Below are 25,833 nucleotides of genomic sequence, written 5' to 3'. Positions count from 1 at the left end.
GGGCTACAGCGCGGCGCGGACCAGTCCGGATTCGTAGGCCGCGATCACCAGCTGCGCCCGGTCCCGTGCCGCGAGTTTGTGCAGGAGATGACCGATATGGGTCTTCACCGTCGCCAGCCCGAGGTGCAGGGTCCCCGCGATCTCGTCGTTGGACAGACCGCGCGCGATCAGGCCCAGGACCTCCCGTTCACGGGTGGTGATGTTGTCGAGCGAGGCCGTCACGCGACGACCGGGTTCGGGCAGCCGGGCGAACTCGGCGATGAGCCTTCGCGTGATCGAAGGCGCGAGCAGCCCTTCACCCGCCGCGACGATCCGGATCGCCGTCAGCAGCTCGGCGGGCGGCGTGTCCTTCAGCAGGAAACCGCTCGCGCCCGCGCGCAGTGCGGAATAGACGTAGGCGTCGAGGTCGAAGGTGGTCAGCATCAGCACGTGGACGCCTTCGCAGGCGGCCGACGCGCAGATCCGCCGGGTCGCTTCGATCCCGTCCAGTTCCGGCATGCGGACGTCCATCAGCACGACGTCGGGGCGTTCCTTCTCGGCCAGTTTCGCCGCCTCCGCGCCGTCACCCGCCTCGCCGACGACCTGGAGGTCCGGCGCGCTGTCGACGAGCACCCGGAAACTGCCGCGCAGCAACGCCTGGTCGTCGGCGATCAGCACGCGGATCATCGTGTCCCCACTTCCTCGGCGGCGTACGGCAGCCGCGCGAACACCCGGAATCCCCCAGCGGGCAGTGGTCCCGCTTCGAAGTCACCACCGTAGACCGCGACTCGTTCGCGCATGCCGATCAAGCCATGCCCGCCGACGGTCGCCGGTGAGCCTTCGCCGCGGCCGTCGTCGACGATCTCGACGCTGACCTCACCGGGGCCTTCGGTGATCGTGACGCGGCAGGTGGCCGGCCCCGCGTGCTTCACGACGTTGGTCACCGCCTCCTGCGTGATCCGGTAGACCGAAAGCGCGACACCTTCGGGGAGGTCGTCCACCGCCTCGCCGGTCAGCTCGACGCGCACTCCGGCCTGTCCGGCGCGTTCGGCGAGGGTCCGCAGATCGGCGAGTTTCGGCGCGGGCCCGAGTGCCGCTTCGGGCGTGCCGTCGCCGGAGCGGAGGACGCCGAGCATCCGCCGGAGTTCGACGAGCGTTTCGCGGCTGGTGAGCTCGATGACCCGCAGCGCTTCGCGTGCTTCTTCGGGCTGGTCCTTCGCGACGTGATTACCCACGGCCGCCTTCACCGCGATCAGGCTCATGCTGTGCGCGACGACGTCGTGCATCTCGCGCGCGATGCGCAGCCGTTCGTCCGAAACCGCCTGATCGGCCTGGGTTTCGGCGAGCTGGGCCAGGTTCGCGCGCCGTTGCCGCGTCATCCAGCCCAGTGCCCATGAGCCCGCCACCCCGCCGCCCGCGAAGGCCGTCGACGCGATCGTGTTCGGTCCGAGCCGCAGGAGCTCGAAGATCGCGACGACGACCAGGCCGAGCCCCATCGCGGTCAGCGAGCGGGCACGGGGGTGTTCCAGTGCGACGGTGTACAGGGCGCAAGCGGTGGCCAGGAGCGCGGCCGGGCCCAGCCCGTTGCCGGCGAGCAGGGCCGGGACGAGGCTGCCGAGGCCGAGGCCGTAGGCGGTCAGGGGCCGGTGGCGCCGCAGCGCGATCGCGATCCCGCTGGCGGCGACCGTCGCCCAGGCGAGCCACATCGGGATGGCGATGAGGAAGATCCAGGTCCTCGCGGCCAGGTTCCCGCCGACGGCCACCACGAGCACCAGCGCGAGGAGTGCGTCGATCGTGTACGCCACCCGCTGGGAGAGCGCCGACGGCTGTTTCATACGGCGAACTTAGCCGGACGGGTGGCGCGTGCGCGTCCGTCCGGCGAAGGTCATCCCCAGGGTGGAGATCAGCTTCCGTAGGCCGCCGCGAAGAAGTCCTTCAGCTTCTCGCGCCAGCTTCGCAGCGCCTCGGGCACGACGTCGTCCTGTCCACGCGGGACCGTCTGGGTCACCTCGACCATGGTGCCGTCGAGCGCGGAGTGGGTGAACTCCCAGCGGACGACGCCGCCTCGCGGAAGGGAGAGTTCCAGTAGCCGCGGCGGTTCCTCGCGGAGGATCGTGCCCGCCGCCTTTTCGGCGGTGAGAAGGGGCCAGAGCTTGTCGAGCGGTTTCCAGATCAGGTCACGGCGGAAGCGGATCACCTTGCCGTCGCGGGTTTCCAGGACTTCGCCGTCGGCGAGCCCGAATTCCTCGGTGTAGGCCTCGATGGTGCAGACCCAGTCCTGCGGCGGCTCGTGTTCCTCGCCGTCGAGCAGCGCCGCGAGCGCGACGAGGCAACTGTCCCAGCCGGCGGCCGTGCGGCCTGCCGCGATGCGGGCGATGGCGGGTTCGCCCCGGCCGAACGTATGCGTGAACAACAGACGGCAGCCGTCATCCGCCGGAGTGATCTCCCAGCGGAGGACGTCGTCATTCCAGCTGAAGGCGAACACCCGGGGTGCGTCGGCTTCGAGGACTTCGCCGGTTGTCGGAGTCTCTTCGCCTTCGAAGGTGAACTCGATGGCTCCGCCCGGCCGCAGGTCCACGGTGACCGCCGCGGGGAACCACCGCGCGAGTTCCGGCGGTTCGGTGATGGCCCGCCAGACGCGTTCGGGGCTGTGCGTGAGCCGTCGTTCGACGCGGAGCGCGGGACGTTCCCCGACGGTTTCCAACCGGGCGCGATCGGTCACGGTTACCTCCTAATGTGCCGTCAGGGGAATATAACCGTGAAGGAATACTTGGTCAAACGTCGCGCAGGGCGGCCACCGTGCTCTTCAGTTCGGGGTCGGCGTGGGCCTTGTCGAGAGCTGTCGCCAAGACCTCCTGGTAGGTCGGCTCGGTTTCGGCGTACCGCTTCCTTCCCGTTTCGGTGATGCAGGTGTAGACCCCGCGCCGGTCGTTCTCGCAGGGGTCGCGATCGGTCAGGCCGGCGTCTTCGAGGCGGACGACCATTCGGCTCACGGAACTCTGGTTGAGTCCGATCGCCTCGGCGAGTTCCTGCATGCGCAGGACGCCCTTCTCGGTGGCGGCCAGCTTGCCGAGCGCGCGGAACTCGGACAAGCCGAGTCCATGGCGTCGTTGCAGCGCCTTCGCCAGTTCTTGTTCGATGCGCCCGTGCAGCGTGAGGACGCGATCCCACGCCAGTTCGTCGGCGGTCATGGCGACCTCCCTCGATTCGCTTGACAACAGTTTACATGCAGTGACAGCATCTGTTTGCACATACATGTACTTTGAAATCACTTCGGAGGGGATCGCGATGACGGAGGACCGAAGCTTCCTGTTCCTGCTGGGGAGTGCCCGTGCCGGCGGGAACACGGAGATGCTGGCGAGGCGGGCGGCGAAGGAGCTGCCCCGGAGGGTCAAGCAGCGGTGGATCCGGACGTCCGAGCTGCCGCTGGCGCCGTTCGTGGACCGGAAACACGACGGCGAGGATTTCGTCCCGCCCGCCGGAAACGAGCGGGCGCTGTTCGACGCGACCATGGCGGCCACGGATCTGGTGATCGCGTCACCGGTCTATTGGTACAGCGTGTCGGCGTCGGTGAAGCTGTACTTCGACCACTGGGCGGCCTGGCTGGACCAGCCGGAACTCCGCTTCAAGGAGCAGATGCGCGGGAAGACCCTGTGGGGAGTGAGCGCGCTCGCCGAGCAGCCGGAGCAGGCGGAACCGCTGATCGGCACCCTGCGCAAAACCGCCGGATATCTCGGAATGCACTGGGGCGGGCAGTTGCTCGGCAACGGGAGCCGCCCTGGCGACGTCCTGCTGGACGAGGACGCGCTCAAGGCGGCCGAGACCTTCTTCGCGGGGGCGGACCTCGTGCGCGCCTGAGTTTCAGGACGTGTGGACGCCGATTCCGCTCCGGCCCGGCGCGAGGTGGTCACGCAGGACGAGGGCTTCGTCGTAGTCACCGCCGTTCTGGGAACGGAACGGGATCGGGTCGCTTGTGGACAGTGTCCGCAGTCGTTCGCGCAGCGCGTCGGCGGCGGCGTCGTACTGGTCGGAGCTGACGCGGTCGGCACCGCAGATCGTGAGCGGCGGGAGCACGGACATTCCCGCGTACCACAGGGTTCCGTGCTGCAGCGGGAACAGCAGGTCGTTGATCTCGCCGTTCACGCCACGCGGTCCGATCGTGGCTTCCGGCGCGCCCGCGGTCAGCACGACCATGGCGCGCTTCCCGGCCAGTTTCCCTTCGCCGTAACGCGCCGTTTTGCCGTCGGGCCGCTGGACGCCGTAAGCGAAACCCTTGACGAAGACGCGGTCGAACCAGCCCTTGAGGATCGCGGGCATTCCGTACCACCACAACGGGAACTGGATGATCATCGTGTCCGCCCAGGTCAGTTTCTCGTGCTCCGCCCGGATGTCCTCGCTCAGTTCGCCCGAGGTGAAGGCGTCCTTCGACGCCGCGCCGACGATCAGCCGGTCGCTTCCGGCCGCGGATCCGAAGTCCTCCGCGTTCACGACGGGATTCCACTTCATCGCGTACAGGTCGGATTCCCGGACGTTCGCGCCCTGTTCGCGGAGCGTGCGCACGCCTTCGTCGCGCAGCGAGCCGCCGAGGGAACGGGGTTCCGGATGGGCGAAGATCCACAACACGTTCATGCCCCCACGGTCTCTCGGCCCGTTCGTCGAATCGAGTGGCCCGATGGCCAACATGTGCAAGAATCGAGCCATGGCTTTCTTCACGCGTCCGGGCCGCCACCGGGTGGCCGTGCTGGTCCGCCACGGCATGCTGGTGATGGAGCTGGGCATCGTCGTCCGCCTGTTCGGCACGGCCAAATCGGCCGACGGCGAGCCGCTGTACGAGGTCATCACCTGCACGCCGGAGCCCGGGGAGATCCGGACCGACGCCGACGTCACCATCTCGGTCCCCCGCGGGCCGGAAGTGCTGGCCGAGGCCGACACCGTCGTGATCCCGGCGTCGTCCACCGAGTATGAGCCCTCGGGCCAGGACCTCACCGAACCGCTCGCGCGGGCGATGGAGCTGATCCGGCCGGAGGCCAGGATCGCGTCGATCTGCACGGGTGCCTTCGTGCTCGCCGCGGCCGGCCTGCTCGACGGCCGGAAGGCGACCACGCACTGGCGTTCGGCACTGGACTTCCAGGCGAAGTTCCCGAAGGTCGACCTCGATCCCAACGTGCTCTACACCGATGACGGCAACGTGCTGACCGCCGCGGGGGTCGCGTCCGGCATCGACCTCTGCCTGCACATGATCCGCTGTGATCACGGCGCCGCGATCGCGAACGAGGTCGCGCGCGGCACGGTTGTCTCGCCCCATCGGGAAGGCGGGCAGGCGCAGTTCATCCGCCGTCCGGTGCCGGAACCGCAGTCCTCCTCGACCGCGGCGGCGCGGGCCTGGGCCCTGGAGAACCTCGACCGGCCGCTGACGTTGCGCGAACTCGCGGCGAAAGAGTCGATGAGCACGCGGACCTTCACGCGGCGTTTTCGGGACGAGGTCGGGATTTCCGCGTTGCAGTGGCTGACCCAGCAGCGGGTCGAACGGGCGCGTCAGCTGCTGGAGGAAACCGACCTCCCGGTGGACAAGATCGCGGCGGAGGCGGGGTTCGGCACCGCCGCGTCCCTGCGGCAGCATCTGCAGGCCGCGCTGGGTGTTTCCCCGAGCGCGTACCGGAACACCTTCCGGGAAGCGGTCTAGAAGACGCCCGAGAGTACTGACCTGCTGGTAACTTACCCGGAAATAAGTTCCGGAGGTGGTCAGTGAAGGCCCTCAAACTCGCCGAACGGGTGCTGTTCGGCGCCGCCGCGATCGGCACGGTGTACTCCGCCAGGACCGGCAACCGGCGGTTGCAGCTGGTGACAAAGCCGGCCGCGGTTCCCGTGCTCGCCGCTCGCGTCGCCCGGGCGCAAACGCTTGCACCAGAGGAGAAGGGCTTGCTCGTCGCCGCACTGATCGCGGCCGGTGCGGGCGACCACTTCATGGCCAGGTCGCACGAGGACCGCGAACTGATCAAGGGCGCGACGTCGTTCGGCGTGATGCAGGTGCTGTACTCCGCGTTCTTGTGGCGTCGCGGCGCGCGGCCGCGTGCGGCCACGGCGTCGCCCCGGCTTGGGGCGTGGGCCGCGGCCGCCGTCGCGATGGCGCTCCCGAAGCCGTCGCCAGTGTCTTCGGTGCTCTCGGTCTACGGAGGTCTGCTGAGCACGACGTCGACCCTCGCGGCCGATCCGGTGCTCGCGCCGAAGGCTCGCGTGTCGGGTGGGATGGTCGTCCCGTCGGCTGACCGCCGGACCTGGCTCGCCGCCGGTGCACTGCTGTTTTCCGCGTCCGACCTGGCGATCCTGATCCGTCGCAACTTCGTCACCAGCGAACGCGTGCGGGCAAACCTCGAGACCTTCGTGCTGACTTCGTATCTCGCGTCCCAGTGGCTGCTCGTCGAAGGCATGACCGCGGAGAAGTAGAAAGTTAAGCATCTACTTGACTAACGCTCGGCGTGGGCAGATAGTTAAGCATGTGCCTAACCAAAGGATGGACCAGGTGTTCAAGGCGCTGTCCGACGGGACGCGGCGCGCCATGATCGAGCGCCTCACCCGGGGACCCGCCACGGTGGGGGAGCTCGCGCGGCCGTTGTCGATGTCACTGCCCGCCGTGATGCAGCACCTCCAGGTGCTCGAAGGCTGCGGGCTGGTCCGATCGGAGAAGGCGGGTCGCGTCCGCACCTGCCACCTCGAACCGGACGGACTGCGGACGGCCGAGGACTGGCTCGCCGGGCAGCGCACCGGCTGGGAACACCGGCTCGATCGCCTTGGTGACTTTCTGGATTCCGACGAAGGGAAACTGTCATGACCGTCAAACACGCCACTTTCACTATCGAACGCGTCTACCCCGCGCCGCCGGAACGCGTTTTCGCGGCCTGGGCCGATCCCGCCGCGAAAGCCGGTTGGTTCACCGTGCCGGGCGGCGGGCACTCGCTGGACTTCCGCGTCGGCGGCCGGGAGGTCACCACTGGTCCGTCCGACGACGGGAAGCGGATGGTGTTCGACGCGCGCTACGAGGACATCGCCGAGAACGAGCGGATCGTCTACTCGGGAACGCTTTCCGCGAACGACGTGCTCGCGACCGTTTCGGTCACGACGGTGCTGCTCGAAGCCGCGGACGGAGGTACCCGGCTGACTTTGGTCGAGCAGGGCACTTTCCTCGACGGGCACGAGGAACCGAGCTGGCGTGAGGAGGGGACCGCGACCTGGCTCGATGCCTTGGGGACCGCTTTGTCGGCAGTATGAACACATGCTGACAGCTGAGTCGATCGTCGACAGCCATGTCCCGTCGGAACCCGCGTTGTCCCCGGACGGGCGCCGCATCGCCTACACGGTCGCGACCATCACGAAGGGCGTCCCGGAGATCTGGCTCGCCGCTGTGGACGGCAGTGAAAAGCCCCGGAAACTGGCCGAAGGTTCGTCGCCGAAATGGTCACCGGACTCCACGACCCTCTATTTCCTCCGTGACGGCCGGCTGTACGCGGAGGGCGAGCCGGAGCCGCTGATCGCCTGGCGAAGCGAGATCACCGGTTTCCTCCCGATGCGCGAACAGGTCGTGTTCATCGCCGAGGACGAGACACCGGTCCCGGCCATCCGGGTTTGGAGCGAGAGCCTTCGCCCGGAACGGTTGCGGATTTTCGACCCGCGAACCGGCGAAATCAGGACGCTCACCGAAGATCACGTGGTCGGCGTCGCGCGCAGACAGGATGACGGCGCGCTCGCCGTCCTCACCTGGCCGACCCCCGAACTCGACCCCGGTGGTCTCGAACCCCGGCTCGCCGTGGTGGATCCGATGACGGGCGAAAAGCGGGATCTCGGGCAGACCCCGGTCGAAGCCACCAGTCCCGTTTGGTGGCGGGATCTCGACGGCTGGCATGTCGCGTATCTCGCGACTCCGGAGTTGGTCGGCGGCTGGGCGGTGTTCGACGTTCCCGTGGAAACCGGGGAACACCGGAACCTGACCGCGGAATCGACCTGCCCGATCAGACTCACGCAGGTCGATTCCGGCGTTCCGCTGGTGCTCGTCGCCGACGGTCTCGACACGGCGCTCCATCGGCTCGGGTCCGGCGAAGTGTCGTTCTGGCGCGGCCAAGCGGACACGCTGACTTCCAACGGGGAGATCGTGGCCACCGTGCTGAGCACGGCCCACCGGCCGAAGGATGTCCATTGTGGACCGGTGGGTGGCTCGTTGACGCGGGTCAGCGATACGGCTCCGGAATTCGCCGGGATCTCGTGGGGATCGCAGGAGCGGTTGTCGTATAAGGCTTCCGACGGTCTCGCGCTGGACGGCCTGCTGGTGCTACCACCGGGAAAGAACCGGGAGGACGGGCCGTTTTCGTTGGTCACCTTGCCTCACGGCGGGCCGTACGACCGGAACGCGGATCGGTTCATGCTCAACTGGTACCCGTCCGCGCAGTGGTTCGCCTTGGCGGGACACGCCGTCTTCCTGCCGAACCCCCGTGGCGGGCAAGGCCATGGCCACGAATTCGCCGCTTCCGTCGCCGGCCGGGTCGGGTTGGAGGAGTGGAGTGATCTCGAGACCGGGATCGACCTCCTGGTAGCCGAAGGGGTGGCCGATCCGGAGAGGCTCGGGATCGCGGGCTGGAGTCACGGTGGTTTCGTGGCGGCGTGGGCCGTCGGGCAGACCCGCCGGTTCAAGGCGGCGCTGATGGGTGCCGGGATCTGCGACTGGGGCATGCTCGCCGCGACCGGCGAATTCGGTCCCTTGGAGGCCGGGCTCGGCGGAAGCACCGGCTGGGAAGGGGAAGGACCGCACCGGCACGATCAGCTCAGCCCGATCTCCTACGCGTCGAAGATCGAAACCCCGGTGCTGATCGTGCACGGCGCGGACGACACGAACGTCCCGTACTCACAGGCGGAATTCTTCCATCGCGCCCTACGCCACTTCGGCGTCGAGCACGACCTCGTCGTCTATCCCGGCGAAGGGCACTCGATCCGCGGACGGGAGAACCAACTGGATCTGCTCCGCCGCACCCGCGAGTGGTTCAGCCGCCTGCTCGACCCGGCTTAGCCGTTCTGCGGCACGCCGGGAACGTACGTGCCGAAGGACCACTCGTAACCTTCGAGATCGTCAACGCGGCAACGGTAGTTCCCCCACTCGGTGGCCGTCGGTTCCCAGACCGGTGTCGCACCGGCCTCGATGGCGGAAGCGAAAGTCGCGTCCACGGCCTCCTGCGTCGGAAGGCTGACGTAGAGCCCGTGGCCGACGGTCTCGCCCTTGCGGGTCGCGCGGTCGTAGTCCTCCTCCGCGCTGAACACGATGATGGAGGCGCCGCCCAGCCGCAGTTCGGAATGCTGGATCAGGCCTTTGTCGTCGGCGAACTCCGAGACGGTCTCGAAACCGAACGCGCGTTCCAGCCAGCGAAGCGCCTTCGGTGCGTCGCGGTAGGCGAGGTAGGAGTGGAGGGCTGCGGGGCGATCGATGGTTTCGGTCATGAGCGCAGTCTGGCAACCGATGCGGACATCCACGGTCCTCGATTCCCGGCGCTTTCCGGTTCGCCGGGATCGAGGTCGGTGGATGGCCCGTCCATGCCGGATCACCACTCCCTCTCACCACAGCAACCGGACGGCGAGCACGGCGATCAGCCCGCTCGACGCCAGCGCGGTGACCAACCGGCCACGACGCCCGGTCAACGCCTTGCCGAGGACCGCGCCGCCACCCGCGAGGAACAGTTGCCAGCTGGCCGACGCCGCGAACGCCGCGACCACGAAGACCACATGCTCCGCTCCACTGGCGGCGGCCATGTCCTCGCTGCCGAGCACGAGGGCCGCGAAATAGATCACGGTGGTCGGATTCAGCAACGTGATCCCGAGTAGGCTCACGTAGGCCTTCAGCGGTCCGATCGCCATCGGCCGGGTCACGTCGGACTTCGCGGAGTCGCGGAAATTCCGGACCCCGGTGATTCCGATGTGGACGGCCAGTACGAGCAGGATCACGACCGAACCCCAGCGCAGTGGTACGGCGATCGGTTGGATGATCGGGACGAGCCGGCTGCCGCCGAGCACCGCGATGAGGGCGTAGAGGCCGTCGGCCGTGGCGACGCCCAAGGCGGCGTATGCGCCGACCTTGAGGCCGTCCCGAGCCGTCAGCAACACCAGGTAGGTCCCGACCGCGCCCACCGGGATGGCGATGCCATAGCCGGCGAGCAGGCCCGCGACCAGCGCGGCGCTCACGGTCGGACTGGTGTCGGCCTCCAACCGGCCCCGGCCTGCTGCTGCACCCGCACTCGTCGGAGGACGGAGGGCGATGGCAGGAAGGTGATGGTCGAAGTCATGTGCTGAAGGATGCGAACGGACGGTCTCGCGCGCAACACAATTACCGAATCAGTCGATCCGGGTCCTCCCTTCTCGATGGACCGGGTCTGCCTGTCCACATCGGCCTGTCCAGGTCATGTTCACGAAACCGGCACGCCAATGGCCGGTGACCACCTTGCCTCAAGGGTCCGACAAAAACAGAACTCGCCCAGGTCGGCGGCGATCGTCACGCCTTTCGGCTCACGCTCCCCGACTCAATAGGCCCTTCGGCTCGTGTAAGTCGCGAAAGGACCTTTAAGAACACGAAGCGCCTTAAAGGTCCTTTCGCGACCTGAAGGAAGCCCGATTGATCGCGCATTGTGCAGACCCAACTCGCGCACACTCGCCTATCGGGTGAATTGAAGAAGGAAGGCAATTACGGAATTGGTACTAGCGCATATGTTCGACTGGCGCTAATGTCGAAGGCGAGCAGCAAGGTCGGCAGAGAGGGAGGTGATCAGACGCCGGCAGTCTGCAGAACGGCATCCAGATCGGCCAGCAGCCGGGCCTTCGGCCGGGCGCCGACGGTCGTCCACACTGGACTGCCACCGCGGAAGAGGATCAGCGTCGGCAGGGACATGACCTGGTAGTTCCTCGCGGTCAGCGGGTTTTCGTCGGAGTTGAGCTTGCGGATGATCAGCGCGTCGGCGCGTTCATCGGCGATCTCGGCGAGCACCGGCGCGATCATGTGGCAAGGCGGGCACCACTGCGCCCAGAAGTCCACCAGGACGGGCTTGTCCTGGTCCAGGACGAGTTCTTGGAAGGTTTCATCGGTGACTACGGAAAGGGATGACATCAGGTCTCCTCGTTCATCGGCACGACGACGCACGGTCCCGGCGGCGTTTTCAACGCGCCCGCCAATTTGGCCAGCAGGCTGTCCCGCACGTCGTTGAGCTTGGCCAGACAGGCGTCCACCTCGGCGAGTTTGCGTTGGTAGACCTCGATCGAATCGGCGCAAGAGTCGCCGGTCTGGTGACCGGCACGCAGACACTCGACGAACGGCCTGGTGTCTTCGAGGCTGAGCCCGACCGCTTGCAGGGTCAGGATCTCGTTGACCAGACGGTAGTCGTCCTCGTCGTACTCCCGGTAGCCGTTCGACGCGCGCCGTGCGTCGAGAAGCCCTTGTGACTCATAGAAACGCAGCGCGCGGGTGGTGGTTCCGGTACGCGCGGCGAGTTCACCGATCCGCATGGTTCCGAGCGTAAACCTTGCCCTTGGCGTCAAGGCAAAGCCGATATCCGGGTGCCTGGTTCCGGTTGGAGGCGGGTGCCGCCGATTTATCGGACCCGTCGTGCCCGGTCAGTCGTGTGCCCGGTCAGTCGTCGAGGTCCACCCGGATGGTGAGGAGGTTCGTGCCGATCGCCTGCACCGCGGCGCTGTTGAGCCTGGGCAGGGCCTTCAGGCGGGCGCGAGGGTCGTCGTCCGGGAGCAGATGCGCCGTGCCGGTGTGCCATCGGCCTTTGAGCCGGAGCCGGACGTGCGGATCGGCTTGGATGTTGCGGACGTACTGCGACTTCTCGCCGAATTCCGAGACGATCCAGAACTCGCGGCCGACCAGGCGGCCGCCGATCGGTGTCGGCCGGGGGACCCCGGACTTGCGGCCGATGGTCTCGAGAATCGGCTGGTTCGGCAACCGGCCGAGGAGCGGGTTGCCCACGTGCCGCTGGAAGGTCGTGGCCACCCTGTGCTTGATCTCGTGAAAGCGCGACATGCGGCTCCTGACGGTCGAAGAGGTGGGCACGGTCAAGGGTGCCCGACGGCGGTTCGGCGCACCAGCAGGGCGCAGCGCTCGCTGGGATGTTCGAAACCGGCGTGCGGTCCGCGGTCGAGCCGGGCGGCCAGGTCGAAACCCGCGGTTCGCAGCGCCGAGATCTCGGCGTCCGGATCGAGGTACCGGAAACTCAGGTCGACTTCGTGGTCCCACCAGGTGCCGAGGGTCTTCATCCCGCCGGTCGGCACGTCGGGATCGCGGACATGAAAGGAGAGCAAGGCGTACGCGCCGGGTTGAAGGACCCGGGCGAATTCGCGATAGGCCGCGGCCCGGCGGTCGTCGTCGAGATGGATGACAGCGTAAAGACAGACGAGCCCGGTCAGTGCCGCGTCTCGTACCGGCAAGGCCGTCATATCCGCCGCACAGGCGGGAAGGGAGGTGCGCGAACGAACGGTTTCACACATCGAAGTCGAGAGATCCAGGCCGACGACCCGCCGGCCCCGCGCGGCCAGATAGGCGGCGACATGCCCGGGCCCGCAGCCGATGTCCGCGACCGTTCCGTCCCGGACGAACTCGGCGAAGGCGTCGAGCAGAGCGCGATCGAGCGGTTTGTGCCGGAGTTCGTCGCTGAGTTCCTCGGCGTACCGGTCGGCCACCAGGTCGTAACTGCGGCGCGTCTGGTCGGTCACGGGCACTCCAGGCGACGGCGAGGGCGGACCATCCCGACGGTACAGCGGTTGTCGGATCCGCCGGTTTCTGTCGTTCGTGTCAGTACGCTCGTTCCATGGTGAACGAGTCCGAGGTGGACCTCGGGGACGGGAAGACCCTGCGCACGTACGACACGCGTGGAACCGGACCGGTGGTCTTCTGGCACCACGGGACCCCGAACATCGGCGCTCCACCGGCGCCGCTGCTCCCGGCCGCCGAGCGACTCGGGCTGAGGTGGGTCTCCTACGACCGGCCCGGCTACGGCGGCTCGACGCCTCGGCCCGGTCGAGATGTCGCGTCGGCGGCGTCGGACGTCGCGAAGATCGCCGACGCCCTGGAGATCGAGAGGTTCGCGGTCTTCGGCCATTCCGGCGGCGGGCCGCACGCGCTCGCGTGCGCCGCTCTGCTGCCGGAGCGGGTCTCGGCGGCGGTCGGTGTCGCGAGTATGGCGCCGTACGACGGCGAGGGGCTGGACTGGTTCGCGGGTATGGGTGCGGCGGGAGTCGGATCGCTGACGGCCGCCTTGGCGGGACGAACGGAAAAGGCGAGATACGAGGCCTCGGCCGAATACGACGCCGAGATGTTCACCGCGTCCGACCACGCGGCCTTGAAGGGCGACTGGGCCTGGTTCCTCGATGTCGTCGGCCCCGCCGTCCAGGGTGGGCCGGACGGGCTGATCGACGACGACCTCGCGTACGTCGCGCCGTGGGGATTCCAGCCGTCCGACATCACCGCGCCGGTTCTGCTCGTGCACGGTGGAGCGGATCGGATCGCGCCTCTCGCACACGGGGAGTGGCTCGCCCGGCAGTGCGCCACGGCCGAGCTGCGGACCTTCCCCGGGGACGGGCACATCTCGGTCCTGCGAGAGGGAAAGGCCGCGCTCGAATGGCTGGCCGGTCGGCGATGACGGAGGCCCGCACCTCTGTCGCCAGGTAGTGAAGGCCTCCTTCACTACGTTGAGGTCAGGGTTCCGGCAAAGTCGCAGAGTTGCTGGTCGGTGCTGTTCTTGGTGGTCCGGATGTGGCATCGCTGGTGCCCGCGGGGTTCGAGTGTGGAGGATTTGGGACGTTGCACGTCCCAAATCCTCCACACTCGGCGTGCCGGGTTCCTGAGCATGCCCCTGATCCTGTGTCGCTCAAGCTTCGCCACCCGGGCGCCAACCCCGCGTCCATGAAGGAATCGGGACACTCGACGTCCCAATTCCTTCATCGTCGGCCCGGACCATGACAAATAGTTGCCCGACCTGCACGATGGCGACTTTGCCGAGGCCCTGACCTTGAGGGTAGGCAAGGCGCCCTTCACGGGCAGCGGGCCGATCACGCCGTACGGCGAAGCCGGTAGCTAGGCCGCAGGCCGTCCGGCGCCCGTGTAGTCGTCGCCCTTCGAGTGATACGTGTGGATCTGGATCGCCTGGCCCTCGGTGGGCGCGTTGATCATCAGGCCGTTGCCGAGGTAGAGCCCGACGTGGTGGATCCGCGTCGCCGGGTTCCCGTAGAACACGAGGTCGCCCAGCTTCGGTTCCTGATCGCCGGGCACCCGCGGCAGGGCGCGGAACTGGCTGTCCGCGGTCCGCGGCAGCCCGACTCCGGCTTCGTCGTAGGACGCCTTGGTCAGCCCGGAGCAGTCGAAGCCCGCCGCACCCGCTTCCGGCCCGTTGCCGCCCCACACGTACGGGAGTCCCAGCTGGCCGAGGGCGAACCGGGTCGCCTTCACCGCGGGACTGGAGGCTCGCGCCGGGTCGAGCGAGAGGGTCGCGTACAGCTGCGCGTTGCCCAGGACGCGCTGGCGGAACAGCTCGGCGTCGTTGCCGATCTTCCCGGTCCCCTTGCCGCCCTGGTATCCGGCGATCGCCTTCCACCAGCCGGCGCCGCCGCCGAGGTCGGCTCCGGACGCGCACAGCGCGCGACCGGCGGCGACCGAAGCCGAGTCGGGGTCGGTGAGCGCGGGTTTCGTGATCCCGGGGATCGCCGTCCCGTACTTCTTCCACTGCTGCGCCGACAGGCCGAGCGGGTTGTCGCCGCCGCGCCCGTGGTTCGAACTCGCCGCGCCGACCCCCGCCAGAGTGACCCAGGAAAGGTGACAGTTCGGCTGTTCGCCGCGCAGTGCCAGCTCGCCGTTCGCGTAGCCGATCAGCGACTTCGCCGGGATGTCGAGCGGTCCGGAGAGCTTGGTGGCCCACTCCTCCAGCGGCCGGGCGCCCTTCGGCGTCTCCTGGGCCTTGACCGGTGCGCTGACTTCGAGGACCGAGGGACCCGCGCCGCCGCCGACGGTGGCCGGATCCTGGTTGGCCGCCGGGAGGGGGACCGGCTGGGTCCCGTCGGCGGGTGCCGGATCGTTCCCGCCCGCGAGCAGCCAGCCCGCCGTCGCGAGCCCGGCGACCAGCGGGAGGGCGACCAGGCTGCGCATCGCCACACCATGCGCCCACGACTTCCTCTTCGGGCTGGTTTCGGGCGCGCTCGGGGCGGGCTCGGGCTCAGTCACGCCGTCCAGGCTATTGGAGACCACCTCTCTGTAACGAGCGACCGCCTTGCACGTTAGGGGGACTCTCATATTCTGGACAAATGACTGAGACGGGAGCGCTCGACGCCGGGCGTCTGAGTGCCGCGCTGTCCGGCCGGTACGCCGCGATCCAGGTCGTGGCGAGCACCGGGTCCACCAACGCCGACCTGCGGGAAGCCGCCGCGAAGGGGGGCGAGGACCGCACCGTGCTGATCGCCGAGGAGCAGACGGCAGGGGTCGGCCGCCGCGCCCGGCAGTGGTCCTCGCCGAAGGGATCCGGGCTCTACGTCAGTGTCCTGCTGCGCCCCCGTGAGGTCCCGTTCGCCAATTTGGGTTCACTTTCCGTGGTCGCCGGCCTCGCGGTGCGGGAGGTCGCCGCGGGCCTGGGCGTCGATGCCGTCCTCAAGTGGCCGAACGACGTCCTGGCCGGGCCGGACCGCGGCAAATGCGCGGGCATCCTGGCCGAGGCCGTCGCCGGGGACGACACCACCGTGATCCTCGGTATCGGCCTGAACGTGCTGCCGCTCGGCGAGAGCGTCCCGGCCGGGCCGGGCGGTCTGCCCGCGACGTCGCTGGCCGAGCAGGGGGCGACCGACACCGATCGCGGCGAGATCGCCATCCGCCTGCTCGCCGGTTTCGACGAACTCGAACGCCGCTGGCGTCTGGCGGGCGGCTCACTGGCCGAGGCGGGCCTGCTCGGTGACTACCGGCGGCATTGCGCCACGCTGGGCCAGGACGTCGAGGTCCAGCTGCCCGACGGCTCGGCGCTGACCGGCCGCGCCGCCGACATCGATCCCGCCGGCCAGCTCCAGGTCGACGTTCCCGGTGGTGAGCGGTACACGGTGTTCGCCGGAGACGTCGTCCACGTGCGGCCCGCGCGGTCCTGATCCGGCGAATCGTGACAATTCTCGATTTGCGGCGCCTCCTCTTCCCCCGGGGCTGTTCGCCGGTACGGTGAGGCTCACCAGCGCCGAACACACTTTGGGAGCGTCCGTCGTGGCCTATCCGGACGATTTGCTCAGCGAAAACGAGCACGTCGTGGTGCACAGTCACCCGCATTTCAAGATGCTGATCTTCCCCTTCCTCGCGCTGATCGTCACGCTCGGCGTGGGTATCTGGCTGGGCATCCTGGCGAAGGACGCGACGGCCCCCTGGGACCTGATCTCACTGATCGCGGTCGGCGTGGTCGGGCTCGGCCTCGTCGTCTGGCTCTTCCTCGCCCCGTTCGTCCGCTGGCGCACGACACATTTCATCGTGACCACGGACCGGCTGATCGCCCGTGAGGGCGTGCTCAAGCGGACCGGGATCGACATCCCGATGTCGCGGATCAACAGCGTCCAGTTCGAGCACGGGCTGCTGGACCGGGTGTTCGGCTGCGGCACGCTGGTGATCGAATCCGCGTCGGACGAACCGCTGAGGTTCGACGACATCCCCAAGGTCGAGCGGGTGCACACGGTCATCTACCGCGAGGTCAACGACAACCCGTACGACGACTACGCGCCGCCCGCACCCGGCGCCCCGCAACAGACCGAGCCGCTGCCTCCGCAGGGTCGTCCGCCGCGCGGCGACAGGCGCCGTTGATGGGCACGCGAGAGCTGGGCCTGCCCGACCGCGTCTCGTCTGCCGCGGCGTTGCCGGAACGGGTGACGATCTGGGAGGTCGGCCCCCGGGACGGCCTGCAGAACGAGAAGTCGATCGTTCCGGTCGAGGTGAAGCTCGAATTCCTGGACAAGCTGGCCGACGCCGGGTTGACCACGCTCGAAGCGACCAGTTTCGTGAGCCCGAAATGGGTGCCGCAGCTGGCCGACGCCGAGCAGCTCCTCGCCGGGCTCGAACGCCGCGAAGGCGTCCGTTATCCGGTGCTCGTCCCGAACGAGCGCGGGCTGGACCGCGCGCTGGAGGCCGGTGTCTCGCATATCGCGATCTTCGCCAGCGCCACCGAGACCTTCGCCAAGAAGAACCTCAATTCGACGGTGGACGACCAGTTCGCGATGTTCGAGCCGGTCGTCACCCGGGCGCGGGCCGAAGGGCTCGACGTGCGCGGCTACGTGTCGATGTGCTTCGGCGACCCGTGGGAGGGCGCCGTCCCGGCCTCGCAGGTCGCCGGGGTGGGCAAACGGCTGCTGGACCTCGGCTGTTCGCAGCTTTCGCTCGGCGACACCATCGGCGTCGCCACCGCGGGGCAGGTCGAGGCGCTGATCGGGCAGTTCGCCGACGTCAGCACCCTCGCCGTCCACTTCCACGACACCTACGGCCAGGCGCTCGCGAACACCTTGGCCGCCCTTCGCTGCGGTGTCTCCACTGTGGACTCGTCCGCCGGCGGGCTCGGTGGCTGCCCGTACGCCGAATCGGCCACCGGGAACCTCGCGACCGAGGATCTGGTGTGGATGCTCGACGGACTCGGCGTGGAAACCGGTGTCGACCTCGACGTGCTGGTGTCGGCGAGCAAGTGGATGGCCGGGAAGCTGGGCAGGCCGAGCCCGTCCCGGGTGGTCAACGCGCTCGCGGGATGAGGTTCGCCGAACTCACGGACGACACCTGGCCCCTGTTCGAGCGGTTGTTCGGCCCGGGCGGCGTGCAGGGCGGGTGCTGGTGCGCCTTCTTCCGGCTGACCGGTCCCGAGTTCAAACGGGCGGGCAAGGACGGCCGCAAGGCGCATGTCCGCGGCGAGGCCGCCGCCGGGAAACCGTTGGGATTGCTGGCCTTGGCCGACGACGACGAACCGGTCGGCTGGGTCGCGGTCTCACCCCGGCCGGACAACCCGAGGCTGGCGCGATCGCCGGTCGCGGCTTCGGCGGGAGACCAGGCAGGGGTCTGGTCCGTGACGTGCTTCTACATCGACCGGAAAGCCCGCCGCCAAGGGCTTTCCGGCGCGCTGCTGCGGGCGGCCGTCGAGTTCGCCGCCCGGCGCGGGGCGCGAGCCGTCGAGGGATATCCGGTCGAGGTACTGGGAAAGCGGCCGGGAGCGGATCTGTACCACGGCACGGTGAGCATGTTCGAGAAGGCGGGTTTCGAGCTCGTCGAACGCCGCCCGCCGGCACGGGCTTTGATGCGCTTTCGGGTATCCGCCGACGAGAACGCCGGTCGGCGATAAGGTCTTCACGGGACCTGTCCGCTGCCTCCCCCTTCACCGGTGGGATCGATTCCTTGGGGGAGGTGCGGTGACCGATCCGAGCGAGGCCGGAACGGGCCCGATCCGGCTGCCCGTCCAGTACGCCGACGCCGACGCGCCGACGCCGCCTCAGGGGCTCCGCGCTCCGTACGCGCCTTCGCCGTGGCCGCCCGCCGTCGCGCCGTTGCGCGTGCCCTTCCCACCCGCCGCGCCGCCCCCCGCTCCGTTGCCCCCGGCTCCGCCGCCGATGGGGGCTTTGCGCACCGAGCGGGAGAGCGTGATCGCGCTGTTCCTGGTGCATATGTTCCCCATCGGGCATCTCCCGGTCGCGATGGCCAAACCCGCGCGCCAGTTGCCGCTCCCCGAGGGCGGTTCCGGTCCGCTGGATCACCCCGACGCGGGCGTGCTGGACGACCTGGACGCGTTGTCGCATGTCAGCGGCGGTTTCCGGCGTTCCCCGACGGCTCCGCCCGCCTTCCCGCCACCGGCGTTGACCAGGGGGCACGATCCGTGGGGCGGCGAGTCCCGAGAGGACTGGGAGCGCCGGTTCACGGATGAGACCGGGTACCTGTGGCCGCCCGGCGAGCTCTTCCCCGAGGGGGGTATCGACCCCGCGACACCGGTGATGCTCGAGGTCGGCACCCACCTCGACCGGTTCGGGGACCACCACGGCCGGGTGTTCGCCGAAGACGCGACCCTGTTCTCGATGCGCTCGCTGCCGCCGGACCGGGTCACCGCGTACCGGCGCTACCGCGTCGTCCGGCCGCTGCCGGTCTGGCGATCGGTGACCGCCGAATGGTTCGGCCAGCCGGGCGGCGGGGTGCGCTTCCGCGCGGTCCTCGGCGCGGATGAACTCGTCACGCTGGGCTTCCTGGCGGACGTAACGGGGGAGGTTCGGTGAACACGGGGACGATCCTGCGGTGGCTGGCCGCGCTGGGCGTACCGCCCGAGGTGGTCTCGGTCGGCGCGGAGACGGACAACGCCTGGTGCCTCATGCGCACCGAGGAGGAGGGCGCCGAGCCCGCCTGGGAGGTGTTCTGGCGCGAGCAGGGGAACCGGTACGACTGGGCGCGCTTCACCAGTGAGCAGGTCGCCTGCCACTACCTCTTCGGCCGCCTGGCCTGGTCGCAGGTCGCGCGCGGCGCCGTCGGCCTCCTGCCCGGCGCGCAGTGACTCAGCGCTTCAGGATGGCCAGCGCTTCGTCGTGGAGCAGGCCGTTCGTCGACAGCGCCGAGCCGTTGTCGTAGCGGGCCTCGCCGGAAAGGTCGGTGAACCGTCCGCCGGCCTCGGTGATCAGCACCTGGGCGGCGGCGACGTCCCACGGGTTCACGATGCATTCCGCGGTGATGTCGAGCGCGCCCTCGGCGACCAGGCAGTGGTGCCAGAAGTCACCGAAAGCGCGGCTTTCCCAGCACGCGTTGACGAGGTCGAGGTACTTTTCCCGCGAGTGGTACTCGACCCACGAGTTCAAGTCCGTTGTGGACAGATAGGCGTCTTCGAGAGAGGCCACCTTCGACACCGAAAGACGCCGTTCGCCGCCGGAGTCGCGCAGCCAGGCGCCGTCCCCGGTGGCCGCCCACCAGCGGCGTCCGAGCAGCGGCGCGCTGATCATGCCCACCACCGGGGTGCCGTCTTCGACCAGCGCGATCAGCGTCGCCCACACCGGGACGCCGCGGAGGAAGTTCTTGGTCCCGTCGATCGGATCGAGCACCCAGGCCCGGCCGGTCGCGGCCGAACCGCCGCGTTCTTCGCCGAGGACGGTGTCGTCCGGGCGTTCCGCGGTGAGGATCGCGCGGATCGCGTCTTCGACGGCGGTGTCCGCGTCCGTCACCGGGGTCCGGTCGGGTTTGCGCTCCACGGCCAGGTCGAGCGCGCGGAACCGGTCGGTCGTGATGGCGTCGGCGGCGTCGGCCAGCCGGACGGCGAGTTCCAGATCATTCTCGTAGCCGGGCACGGTCACGATGCTTTCACGCCCGGCGGCCGTAGAGTTGACCAGGTGAGCATGGTGCTACTCGCCGAGGATGACCCGGCCATCGCCGACCCGCTTTCCCGCGCCCTTCAGCGGGAGGGATACGACGTGCGCGTCGTCGGTGACGGGCCCGCCGCCCTCGACGCGACCGAGAGCGACCGTGTCGACCTCCTGGTCCTCGATCTCGGCCTGCCCGGGATGGACGGACTCGAGGTGTGCCGCCGCCTGCGCGCCAGCGGGACGGAGGTGCCGGTGCTGATGCTCACCGCGCGCACGGACGAGGTCGACTTCGTGGTCGGGTTGGACGCGGGCGCCGACGACTACGTCGCGAAGCCGTTCCGTCTCGCCGAACTGCTGGCCCGTATCCGGGCGCTGCTCCGCCGCCGGGCTCCCGAGGTGCTCGAAGCCGGCGGGGTGCGGATGGACCTCGGCGCCCGGATGGTCACCGTGGACCTGCACGAGGTGCAGCTGGCGAACAAGGAGTTCGAGCTGCTGCGGGTGCTGATGAGCCGTGCGGGCCAGGTCGTCAGCCGCGACGAGATCCTCGCCGAGGTGTGGAACGACCTGGAATCGAAGACCTCCAAGACCCTCGACATGCACATGTCGTGGCTGCGCCGGAAACTCGCGATCGCCGCGGACGAGGCGGCGGGCCGGACGAGCAGGCCGGGCGGGAACGGGGACGGCGAACGGCGGATCGCCACGGTTCGCGGCGTCGGCTTCCGCTTCAACGCGGAATAGCATGCGGCGTCGCATCCTCCTGGCGATCCTGCTCGCCGTCGCGGTGACCGCGGCGGTGCTGGGCATCCCGCTCGGGATCACCGCCTGGCAGCTGGTCGAGAACCTCAACCGGGAGAACCTCGCGTCCGCGGCGCGCGGGATCGCGGCCACCCTCGACAACGAGATCGCCAACGGCCAGCCGATCGACCTCGACCAGGTCCGGGTGGCCGTGCCGCCGGGCGGGCTGCTGACCGTCCGCGCCGAGGGGCAGATCGAGAAGCGCTACGGCTCCGATCCCGGCAGCGACGTGGTCTCCGAAAAGGTGCCGATCGCGCTGCACGGCGAGGTCGAGCTGTCCGTGCCGGCCGGGCCCATGCGCACCCGGCAGACGCAGGTGACCCTGCTCGTGGTGCTGCTGGTCGTGCTGTCGGTCGGCACCGGCACGGTGGTCGCGACCGTGACCGCGCGACGGCTCGCGAAACCGCTGAGACACGTCGCCGATCGCGCGGTCAAACTCGGTGGCGGCGATTTCCGGCCGGATCCCAAGCGCTACGGCGTCGGCGAACTCGACATGGTCGCCGAAGCGCTCGACGCGTCCGGTTCGGCGCTGGCGCAGCTCGTCCAGCGAGAACGCCAGCTCGTGGGCGATGTCTCCCACCAGCTGCGGAGCCGGTTGACCGCGTTGCAACTGCGGCTCGAACCGCTCACCGTCCATCCCGATCAGGACGTCGTCGACGAGGCGAAGGCGGCGCAAGAGCAAGCCGACCGGCTGGCCGAGGCACTCGACGAGCTGCTGGCGGCCGCGCGGGCCGCCAGCGAGGTCAGCGCGGAACCGGTGAATCTGGCGGAAGTGCTCCCCGAGGTTTCGGAAGAATGGCGACAGCTGCTTCGCGCCGAAGGCAGGCATCTGCGGCTTCGCGTCACTGACGGGCTGAGGGCCAGGGCCACCCCCGGCCGGCTGCGCGAGGTCGTCGGCGTCCTGCTCGACAACGCCCTGCGCCACGGCGCGGGAACGGTCACCCTCGCCGCCCGCCGCGGCGACACGGACGGCACCGTGGTGATCGAGGTCGCCGACACCGGGTCGGGCGTGCCCGACGAGCTGGCCCCGCACATCTTCGAACGCGGGTTCTCCGGCGGCGGGTCGACCGGCGTCGGGCTCGCGCTCGCCCGCGCGCTCGTTGAAGCCGACGGCGGACGGCTGGAGCTGTCGAGCAAACAGCCCGTGGTGTTCAGCCTCTTCCTGAAGGTCCCCCGGCCGGGCGATGTGGCCGAAGTGCGGTGGCCCGCGGAACGAGTCCCCAGGTAAGACCTCCCCAAGAACTTCCCGATAGGGCAGCGTCGCGGACGCGGACCGACCTACCGTCTGGAGGGTGCGTGCGACGGCGTTCCGGTATCGCCCACCGGTGACTCCGGTGGCCGCGGCTACCGCGGAGATCGGCAAGGTGACGGTTTCCGTGCGCTTGTCCTTCGAAGGCGACCTCTACGCGTGCCGCCGCCCGCCCGGCGTGGTGGAGCGGGTGGAGGCCGAAGCGCTGGACCTGCTCTCGAAGGGTCTGTTCGTCAGCGGGATCGACACCCCGGTCGCGACCGTCACCGGAGCGGCCGGACATCGGTTCGTGCAGGAGACGGCCGTGTTCCAGGCACCGGACCGCTGGGTCTACCGGGGCACCTGCGGGGTCGGCGCCAGCCGGAACGGGCTGACCTTGACCGGCGTGCTCGGCTACCGGCTCGAAGTCCGGGCCTGCTGGGCCCGGCGAGCGGGCGAATGCGGCCCGCCCACGACCGCGGCCGAATGGTGCGAGTGCTTCGGAGCGCAGCTCGCGTCCATCGGCGGGGTGGTCCTGCGGCGGGCCTCCGTGCTCAGTCTCGGTACTCCGCCGTGACCGTGACGACGAACGCCGCGCGGGCGGGCAGGCCGAGGCCCGCCCACAGCCCGGTGAGATCGGTTTCCCCGATACCCAGCCGGAACGGCTGCGCGTCGACCATCAGGAACTCGGTTTCGAGCAGGACCCGCAGTGACCGGTCGAGCAGGGTGTGCTCGTCGCGGACCCGGTCCGCCCGCGCGGTGACCAGATAGGACAGTGCGCACCGCTTCGCCCGCACGGCGCCGTTTCCCGGACCGGCGCCGTGCAGGGCGAAGAGGAACAGGTCGACGCTCGACACCTGCGTCTCCGTCTGCCAGGTGGGTTTCGGCGGATCCAGCCGGACCACCGTCCCCTCCGGCAGATGAGGTGCGATGAGCAGGCACAAGGCCTCGTCGACCTGGGTGATCACGAGCTCAGATCAATCCCTCACGCAGTGCGTAAGCCACCGCGTGCGAGCGGTTCCGGAGCTGGAACCGGTTGGTCACGTCGTGCAGGATGCTCTTCACCGTGCGCTGCGAGTAGCAGAGCTGATCGGCGATCTCCTGCGTCGAGAACCCCGACGCGACCAGCTTGAGCACCTCGGTCTCCCGGTTGCTCATGCCGCCGAGGTGCAGACCGCGCGGCTGCAGGACCTGACGCTGCAGCCGGGAGACCCGGTGCAGGAGCCTGCCGAGCAGGTCGGGCGGGAGCGCGCCTTCCCCGGCGGCGGCCGCCTTGATCAGCCGGACCAGAACGTCGGCGCCGGCGTCCGAGCGGCGGGCGACCGCGCAGACACCGTGCTCGATGGCGCCGAGGATCTCGTTGTCGTCGACCTCACCCGCGATGAGCACGATGCGGGTGAACCCCTGGTGATGCAATGCGGACAGCATCTGCGTCATCGCCTCGTCGAGGCGGTCGGTGACCAGGAGGGCCACCATGCTCGGGTCGGCGGTCTCCCCGTCCACCAGCCAGACGTCGTCACGGGAGCGCAGCGTCATGCAGACGCCGTTGTGCAGGATCGGATCGGTGGCGCGGACGATCACCGGTGTCCTGTTCGGTTCGAACATGTGATTCCCATTCCCCTCGAACGGTGCGAGGGCCCCACCCCTCGCACTACTCACCCTGCCGGGTGAGGTGTCCCGGGCACATGGGACTCCGGTCCCGACATTGCCCGAAAAGCCGCCCTTATTGGGGTCGCCAAGTCGTCAGTGCGCGATGGCGACCGTTCACCGGCCCAGCCCGGCTTCGCGGGCGCGCACGATCGCTTCGGCGCGGTCCGCGACGTGGAGTTTGCTGAACACGTTGGAGATGTGGTTCCGCACCGTTTTCGGGCTGAGGCACAAGGTGCTGGCGATGGCGGTGTTGCTGTGGCCGCCGGCGATGAGGGAGAGGACCTCCCGTTCGCGGACGGTCAGTTCCGGGAACACCGTGTCCGGGCTCGGCTGAGAGTGATTGAAGAAGCCGAGGACCCGTGTCGCTATGTCGGGCCCGAAGATCGCTTCGCGCCTTGCGACGGCGTGGACGGCGCGGATGATTTCGTCGGGCTCCGCGTCTTTCAGCAGATATCCGCGGGCCCCGGCCCGCATCGCGGAGAAAACGGACTCGCTTTCGTCGGCCATCGTCAGCATGAGCACGCCGATGTCCGGCTGCCTGGCGACGATGTGACGGGTCGCTTCGGCGCCGCTGAGGTCGGGCAGGTGCAAGTCCATGACCACGACGTCGGGCCCGAGGACGCTCGCCGCGCTGATCGCGTGCGCCCCGCTCGCGGCCTCGCCGACCACGTCGATCTGTGGTTCGTTGGCGAGCAGCGTGCACACCCCGAACCGGAACAATGGATGGTCGTCGACCACGAGCACACGAAGGTGTTCATTCATCCGGGCTCCCCCTGTCTCCCCGTCGCGGCACGCTAGCGAGCGGGGCGGCCGCGGACAACGCGTGGTCCGTACAGCGGACCGGCAAGAATTCAACGCCTGACGAGTATCGCGTATACCGGCGATCCGCCCAAGTCCTTAACCCTTTCGGCGCAGGCGGGGGAGCAAGGGACCTTTGCTCTCGTCGCCCAGGCAGGCCAAGCGAGCGATAGCAAAGGTCCCTTGCTCTCTTTCCGCAGGTCAGGCGAAGGTGGCGGCGTGCTCGCCTGCCCACTCGGCGAACGTCAGCGGCGCCCGGCCGAGGAGTTCGCGGACGGTGTCGAACACGATCTCCTCGTTCCCGGCGGACTGCCGTTTGAGTTCGAAGAACCCGTCGACCGCCGAAGCGGGCCAGCCGTACCCGAGCATCCGTGCGCGGGCGTCGGCTTCGGGCTCTTCGACGTAGGTCAGCCGTCGTCCGAGGGCTTCGCCGAGGATCTCGACCTGCCGCCGCGTCGTGAGGGCTTCGCCGCCGGTGATCGGGTAGGTCTTGCCCGCGTGCCCGTCGGTGGTGAGCACGGTCGCGGCGACTTCGGCGATGTCGCGGACGTGCACCAGCGCGGACGCCGGATCGCTCTCGGGGACGCGGATGACGCCGTCGCCGCGTACGGCGGGCAGCCAGGCGAACCGGTTGTCCATGAACGTGCCGGGCCGCAGGATCGTCCAGTCCGGCCCGGCCTCGCGCACGGCCTGCTCGGCCGCGGCGTGTATCGAGGAGATCGGATCCGTCTGTCCGAAGTGGACGCCGGTGGTGGAGAGCTTGACGAGCCGTTCGACGCCGGTGGCCGCCTTGACCACCGCGCGTTCCTGGGCGAGAACGTCCGAGCCGTGCCCGGAGGTCAGGATGAAGACGCGATCGACACCGTCGAGCAGCGCGGGATCGAAGGCGTCGAGGTCGCAGGCGGCGACTTCGGCACGCGGATCGAGGCGGGCGCGGGCCGGATCACGGGTCAGGGCGCGCACGCGAGCGCCCTTGTCCAGCAGCGCGGGAACGAGTTCGCGGCCGATCTTGCCGGTGGAACCGAGGACGAGAATCATCGAAGAAGTCC

At 69.1% G+C, this 25,833-nt stretch carries 33 protein-coding genes; 16 read left to right on the top strand and 17 right to left on the bottom strand.

Going from position 1 to position 25,833, the window contains the following annotated elements; all coding sequences use genetic code 11:
• Positions 1-3: 3 nt before the first annotated feature.
• The 4 genes from SD37_RS36540 to SD37_RS36525 all read right to left on the bottom strand — a co-directional run bounded on the left by SD37_RS36540 (position 4) and on the right by SD37_RS36525 (position 3,170).
• Entirely contained in the window at positions 4-666 is a 663-nt protein-coding gene (locus SD37_RS36540) for a response regulator (RefSeq protein ID WP_044854527.1), read from the bottom strand.
• Complete coding sequence (locus SD37_RS36535; RefSeq protein ID WP_044854528.1) at positions 663-1,814, bottom strand: sensor histidine kinase; 1,152 nt, start codon at positions 1,812-1,814, stop codon at positions 663-665. Before SD37_RS36535 ends, SD37_RS36540 begins: the two co-directional genes overlap by 4 nt.
• A gap of 68 nt (positions 1,815-1,882) precedes the next feature.
• A complete protein-coding gene (locus SD37_RS36530; protein ID WP_044854529.1) occupies positions 1,883-2,701 on the bottom strand; it encodes an SRPBCC family protein in 819 nt (272 codons plus the stop codon).
• A gap of 52 nt (positions 2,702-2,753) precedes the next feature.
• Positions 2,754-3,170 carry a MarR family winged helix-turn-helix transcriptional regulator gene (locus SD37_RS36525; RefSeq protein ID WP_044854530.1) on the bottom strand — a complete coding sequence of 139 codons (417 nt, stop codon included), beginning with the start codon at positions 3,168-3,170 and terminating at the stop codon, positions 2,754-2,756.
• Positions 3,171-3,267: 97 nt separating this feature from the next.
• Here SD37_RS36525 and SD37_RS36520 point away from each other — a divergent pair, with 97 nt between their 5' ends.
• A complete protein-coding gene (locus tag SD37_RS36520) occupies positions 3,268-3,837 on the top strand; it encodes a flavodoxin family protein (protein WP_065913118.1) in 570 nt (189 codons plus the stop codon).
• A gap of 3 nt (positions 3,838-3,840) precedes the next feature.
• On the opposite strand, the gene SD37_RS36515 is transcribed toward SD37_RS36520, so the two are convergent.
• A complete protein-coding gene (locus SD37_RS36515) occupies positions 3,841-4,608 on the bottom strand; it encodes an NAD(P)H-dependent oxidoreductase (protein ID WP_044854532.1) in 768 nt (255 codons plus the stop codon).
• Positions 4,609-4,651: 43 nt separating this feature from the next.
• On the opposite strand from SD37_RS36515, the gene SD37_RS36510 reads away from it, so the two are divergent.
• The 5 genes from SD37_RS36510 to SD37_RS36490 all read left to right on the top strand — a co-directional run bounded on the left by SD37_RS36510 (position 4,652) and on the right by SD37_RS36490 (position 9,031).
• The gene (locus tag SD37_RS36510; protein WP_044854533.1) at positions 4,652-5,662 is read left to right on the top strand and encodes a GlxA family transcriptional regulator; all 1,011 of its coding nucleotides are present in this window, start codon (positions 4,652-4,654) and stop codon (positions 5,660-5,662) included.
• A 62-nt stretch (positions 5,663-5,724) separates the two neighbouring features.
• Complete coding sequence (locus SD37_RS36505; protein ID WP_044854534.1) at positions 5,725-6,423, top strand: lysoplasmalogenase family protein; 699 nt, start codon at positions 5,725-5,727, stop codon at positions 6,421-6,423.
• A 67-nt stretch (positions 6,424-6,490) separates the two neighbouring features.
• Complete coding sequence (locus SD37_RS36500) at positions 6,491-6,808, top strand: ArsR/SmtB family transcription factor (RefSeq protein WP_044854535.1); 318 nt, start codon at positions 6,491-6,493, stop codon at positions 6,806-6,808.
• Positions 6,805-7,245 (top strand): SRPBCC domain-containing protein, encoded by a 441-nt coding sequence (locus tag SD37_RS36495; RefSeq protein WP_044854536.1) that lies wholly within the window; start codon positions 6,805-6,807, stop codon positions 7,243-7,245. The genes SD37_RS36500 and SD37_RS36495 overlap by 4 nt, the downstream gene beginning before the upstream one ends.
• Positions 7,246-7,249: 4 nt before the next feature.
• A complete protein-coding gene (locus tag SD37_RS36490) occupies positions 7,250-9,031 on the top strand; it encodes a S9 family peptidase (RefSeq protein WP_044854537.1) in 1,782 nt (593 codons plus the stop codon).
• Here SD37_RS36490 and SD37_RS36485 read toward each other — a convergent pair.
• The 6 genes from SD37_RS36485 to SD37_RS36460 form a co-directional block, all read right to left on the bottom strand.
• On the bottom strand, positions 9,028-9,456 hold the full coding sequence (locus SD37_RS36485) for a VOC family protein (RefSeq protein WP_044854538.1): 429 nt from the start codon (positions 9,454-9,456) through the stop codon (positions 9,028-9,030). The genes SD37_RS36490 and SD37_RS36485 overlap by 4 nt on opposite strands.
• Before the next feature lie 114 nt (positions 9,457-9,570).
• Positions 9,571-10,194, bottom strand: a complete 624-nt coding sequence (locus tag SD37_RS36480; protein ID WP_044854760.1) for a LysE family transporter — start codon at positions 10,192-10,194, stop codon at positions 9,571-9,573.
• Between the two features lie 577 nt (positions 10,195-10,771).
• A complete protein-coding gene (gene trxA, locus SD37_RS36475) occupies positions 10,772-11,110 on the bottom strand; it encodes a thioredoxin (protein ID WP_037316023.1) in 339 nt (112 codons plus the stop codon).
• On the bottom strand, positions 11,110-11,505 hold the full coding sequence (locus tag SD37_RS36470) for a MerR family transcriptional regulator (RefSeq protein WP_044854539.1): 396 nt from the start codon (positions 11,503-11,505) through the stop codon (positions 11,110-11,112). The genes trxA and SD37_RS36470 overlap by 1 nt, the downstream gene beginning before the upstream one ends.
• A gap of 124 nt (positions 11,506-11,629) precedes the next feature.
• Positions 11,630-12,025 (bottom strand): nitroreductase/quinone reductase family protein, encoded by a 396-nt coding sequence (locus SD37_RS36465; RefSeq protein WP_044854540.1) that lies wholly within the window; start codon positions 12,023-12,025, stop codon positions 11,630-11,632.
• A gap of 32 nt (positions 12,026-12,057) precedes the next feature.
• Positions 12,058-12,714, bottom strand: a complete 657-nt coding sequence (locus SD37_RS36460) for a class I SAM-dependent methyltransferase (RefSeq protein WP_044854541.1) — start codon at positions 12,712-12,714, stop codon at positions 12,058-12,060.
• Between the two features lie 95 nt (positions 12,715-12,809).
• Between SD37_RS36460 and SD37_RS36455 the strand changes: the two genes are divergently transcribed.
• On the top strand, positions 12,810-13,640 hold the full coding sequence (locus SD37_RS36455; protein WP_044854542.1) for an alpha/beta fold hydrolase: 831 nt from the start codon (positions 12,810-12,812) through the stop codon (positions 13,638-13,640).
• Between the two features lie 434 nt (positions 13,641-14,074).
• Here SD37_RS36455 and SD37_RS36450 read toward each other — a convergent pair whose 3' ends face one another.
• Positions 14,075-15,214 (bottom strand): C40 family peptidase, encoded by a 1,140-nt coding sequence (locus SD37_RS36450; protein WP_174567882.1) that lies wholly within the window; start codon positions 15,212-15,214, stop codon positions 14,075-14,077.
• A gap of 80 nt (positions 15,215-15,294) precedes the next feature.
• Here SD37_RS36450 and SD37_RS36445 point away from each other — a divergent pair, with 80 nt between their 5' ends.
• From SD37_RS36445 to SD37_RS36420, 6 genes are all read left to right on the top strand, one after another.
• On the top strand, positions 15,295-16,119 hold the full coding sequence (locus SD37_RS36445; protein WP_044854543.1) for a biotin--[acetyl-CoA-carboxylase] ligase: 825 nt from the start codon (positions 15,295-15,297) through the stop codon (positions 16,117-16,119).
• A 109-nt stretch (positions 16,120-16,228) separates the two neighbouring features.
• Entirely contained in the window at positions 16,229-16,813 is a 585-nt protein-coding gene (locus SD37_RS36440) for a PH domain-containing protein (RefSeq protein ID WP_044854544.1), read from the top strand.
• Positions 16,813-17,745 carry a hydroxymethylglutaryl-CoA lyase gene (locus SD37_RS36435; RefSeq protein ID WP_044854545.1) on the top strand — a complete coding sequence of 311 codons (933 nt, stop codon included), beginning with the start codon at positions 16,813-16,815 and terminating at the stop codon, positions 17,743-17,745. The genes SD37_RS36440 and SD37_RS36435 overlap by 1 nt, the downstream gene beginning before the upstream one ends.
• Complete coding sequence (locus tag SD37_RS36430) at positions 17,742-18,326, top strand: GNAT family N-acetyltransferase (protein ID WP_044854546.1); 585 nt, start codon at positions 17,742-17,744, stop codon at positions 18,324-18,326. The genes SD37_RS36435 and SD37_RS36430 overlap by 4 nt, the downstream gene beginning before the upstream one ends.
• A 67-nt stretch (positions 18,327-18,393) precedes the next feature.
• Positions 18,394-19,245, top strand: coding sequence for a TNT domain-containing protein (locus tag SD37_RS36425; protein ID WP_044854547.1), 852 nt, complete (start codon positions 18,394-18,396; stop codon positions 19,243-19,245).
• On the top strand, positions 19,242-19,517 hold the full coding sequence (locus SD37_RS36420) for a hypothetical protein (protein ID WP_037316053.1): 276 nt from the start codon (positions 19,242-19,244) through the stop codon (positions 19,515-19,517). Before SD37_RS36425 ends, SD37_RS36420 begins: the two co-directional genes overlap by 4 nt.
• 1 nt (position 19,518) lies before the next feature.
• On the opposite strand, the gene hisN is transcribed toward SD37_RS36420, so the two are convergent.
• Positions 19,519-20,304 (bottom strand): histidinol-phosphatase, encoded by a 786-nt coding sequence (gene hisN / locus SD37_RS36415; protein ID WP_037316056.1) that lies wholly within the window; start codon positions 20,302-20,304, stop codon positions 19,519-19,521.
• A 42-nt stretch (positions 20,305-20,346) separates the two neighbouring features.
• On the opposite strand from hisN, the gene SD37_RS36410 reads away from it, so the two are divergent.
• The 3 genes from SD37_RS36410 (at position 20,347) to SD37_RS36400 (ending at position 22,913) form a co-directional block, all read left to right on the top strand.
• Positions 20,347-21,051: a response regulator transcription factor gene (locus SD37_RS36410; RefSeq protein WP_037316611.1), complete on the top strand. Its 705-nt coding sequence runs from the start codon at positions 20,347-20,349 to the stop codon at positions 21,049-21,051.
• 1 nt (position 21,052) lies between these two features.
• Positions 21,053-22,336 (top strand): ATP-binding protein, encoded by a 1,284-nt coding sequence (locus tag SD37_RS36405; protein WP_037316059.1) that lies wholly within the window; start codon positions 21,053-21,055, stop codon positions 22,334-22,336.
• A 64-nt stretch (positions 22,337-22,400) separates the two neighbouring features.
• Positions 22,401-22,913, top strand: coding sequence for a hypothetical protein (locus tag SD37_RS36400; RefSeq protein WP_236725202.1), 513 nt, complete (start codon positions 22,401-22,403; stop codon positions 22,911-22,913).
• Here SD37_RS36400 and SD37_RS36395 read toward each other — a convergent pair.
• The 4 genes from SD37_RS36395 to SD37_RS36380 form a co-directional block, all read right to left on the bottom strand.
• A complete protein-coding gene (locus SD37_RS36395; RefSeq protein WP_044854548.1) occupies positions 22,891-23,304 on the bottom strand; it encodes a Pvc16 family protein in 414 nt (137 codons plus the stop codon). The genes SD37_RS36400 and SD37_RS36395 overlap by 23 nt on opposite strands.
• 4 nt (positions 23,305-23,308) lie before the next feature.
• The gene (locus SD37_RS36390; RefSeq protein ID WP_044854549.1) at positions 23,309-23,941 is read right to left on the bottom strand and encodes a helix-turn-helix transcriptional regulator; all 633 of its coding nucleotides are present in this window, start codon (positions 23,939-23,941) and stop codon (positions 23,309-23,311) included.
• Positions 23,942-24,100: 159 nt separating this feature from the next.
• Positions 24,101-24,748, bottom strand: coding sequence for a response regulator (locus SD37_RS36385; RefSeq protein WP_044854550.1), 648 nt, complete (start codon positions 24,746-24,748; stop codon positions 24,101-24,103).
• A gap of 237 nt (positions 24,749-24,985) precedes the next feature.
• On the bottom strand, positions 24,986-25,822 hold the full coding sequence (locus tag SD37_RS36380) for an NAD(P)H-binding protein (RefSeq protein WP_044854551.1): 837 nt from the start codon (positions 25,820-25,822) through the stop codon (positions 24,986-24,988).
• Positions 25,823-25,833 lie beyond the last annotated feature (11 nt).

This window comes from Amycolatopsis orientalis (assembly GCF_000943515.2).
Taxonomy (GTDB): domain Bacteria; phylum Actinomycetota; class Actinomycetes; order Mycobacteriales; family Pseudonocardiaceae; genus Amycolatopsis; species Amycolatopsis orientalis.
This window is presented reverse-complemented; position numbering and strand designations above follow the sequence as displayed.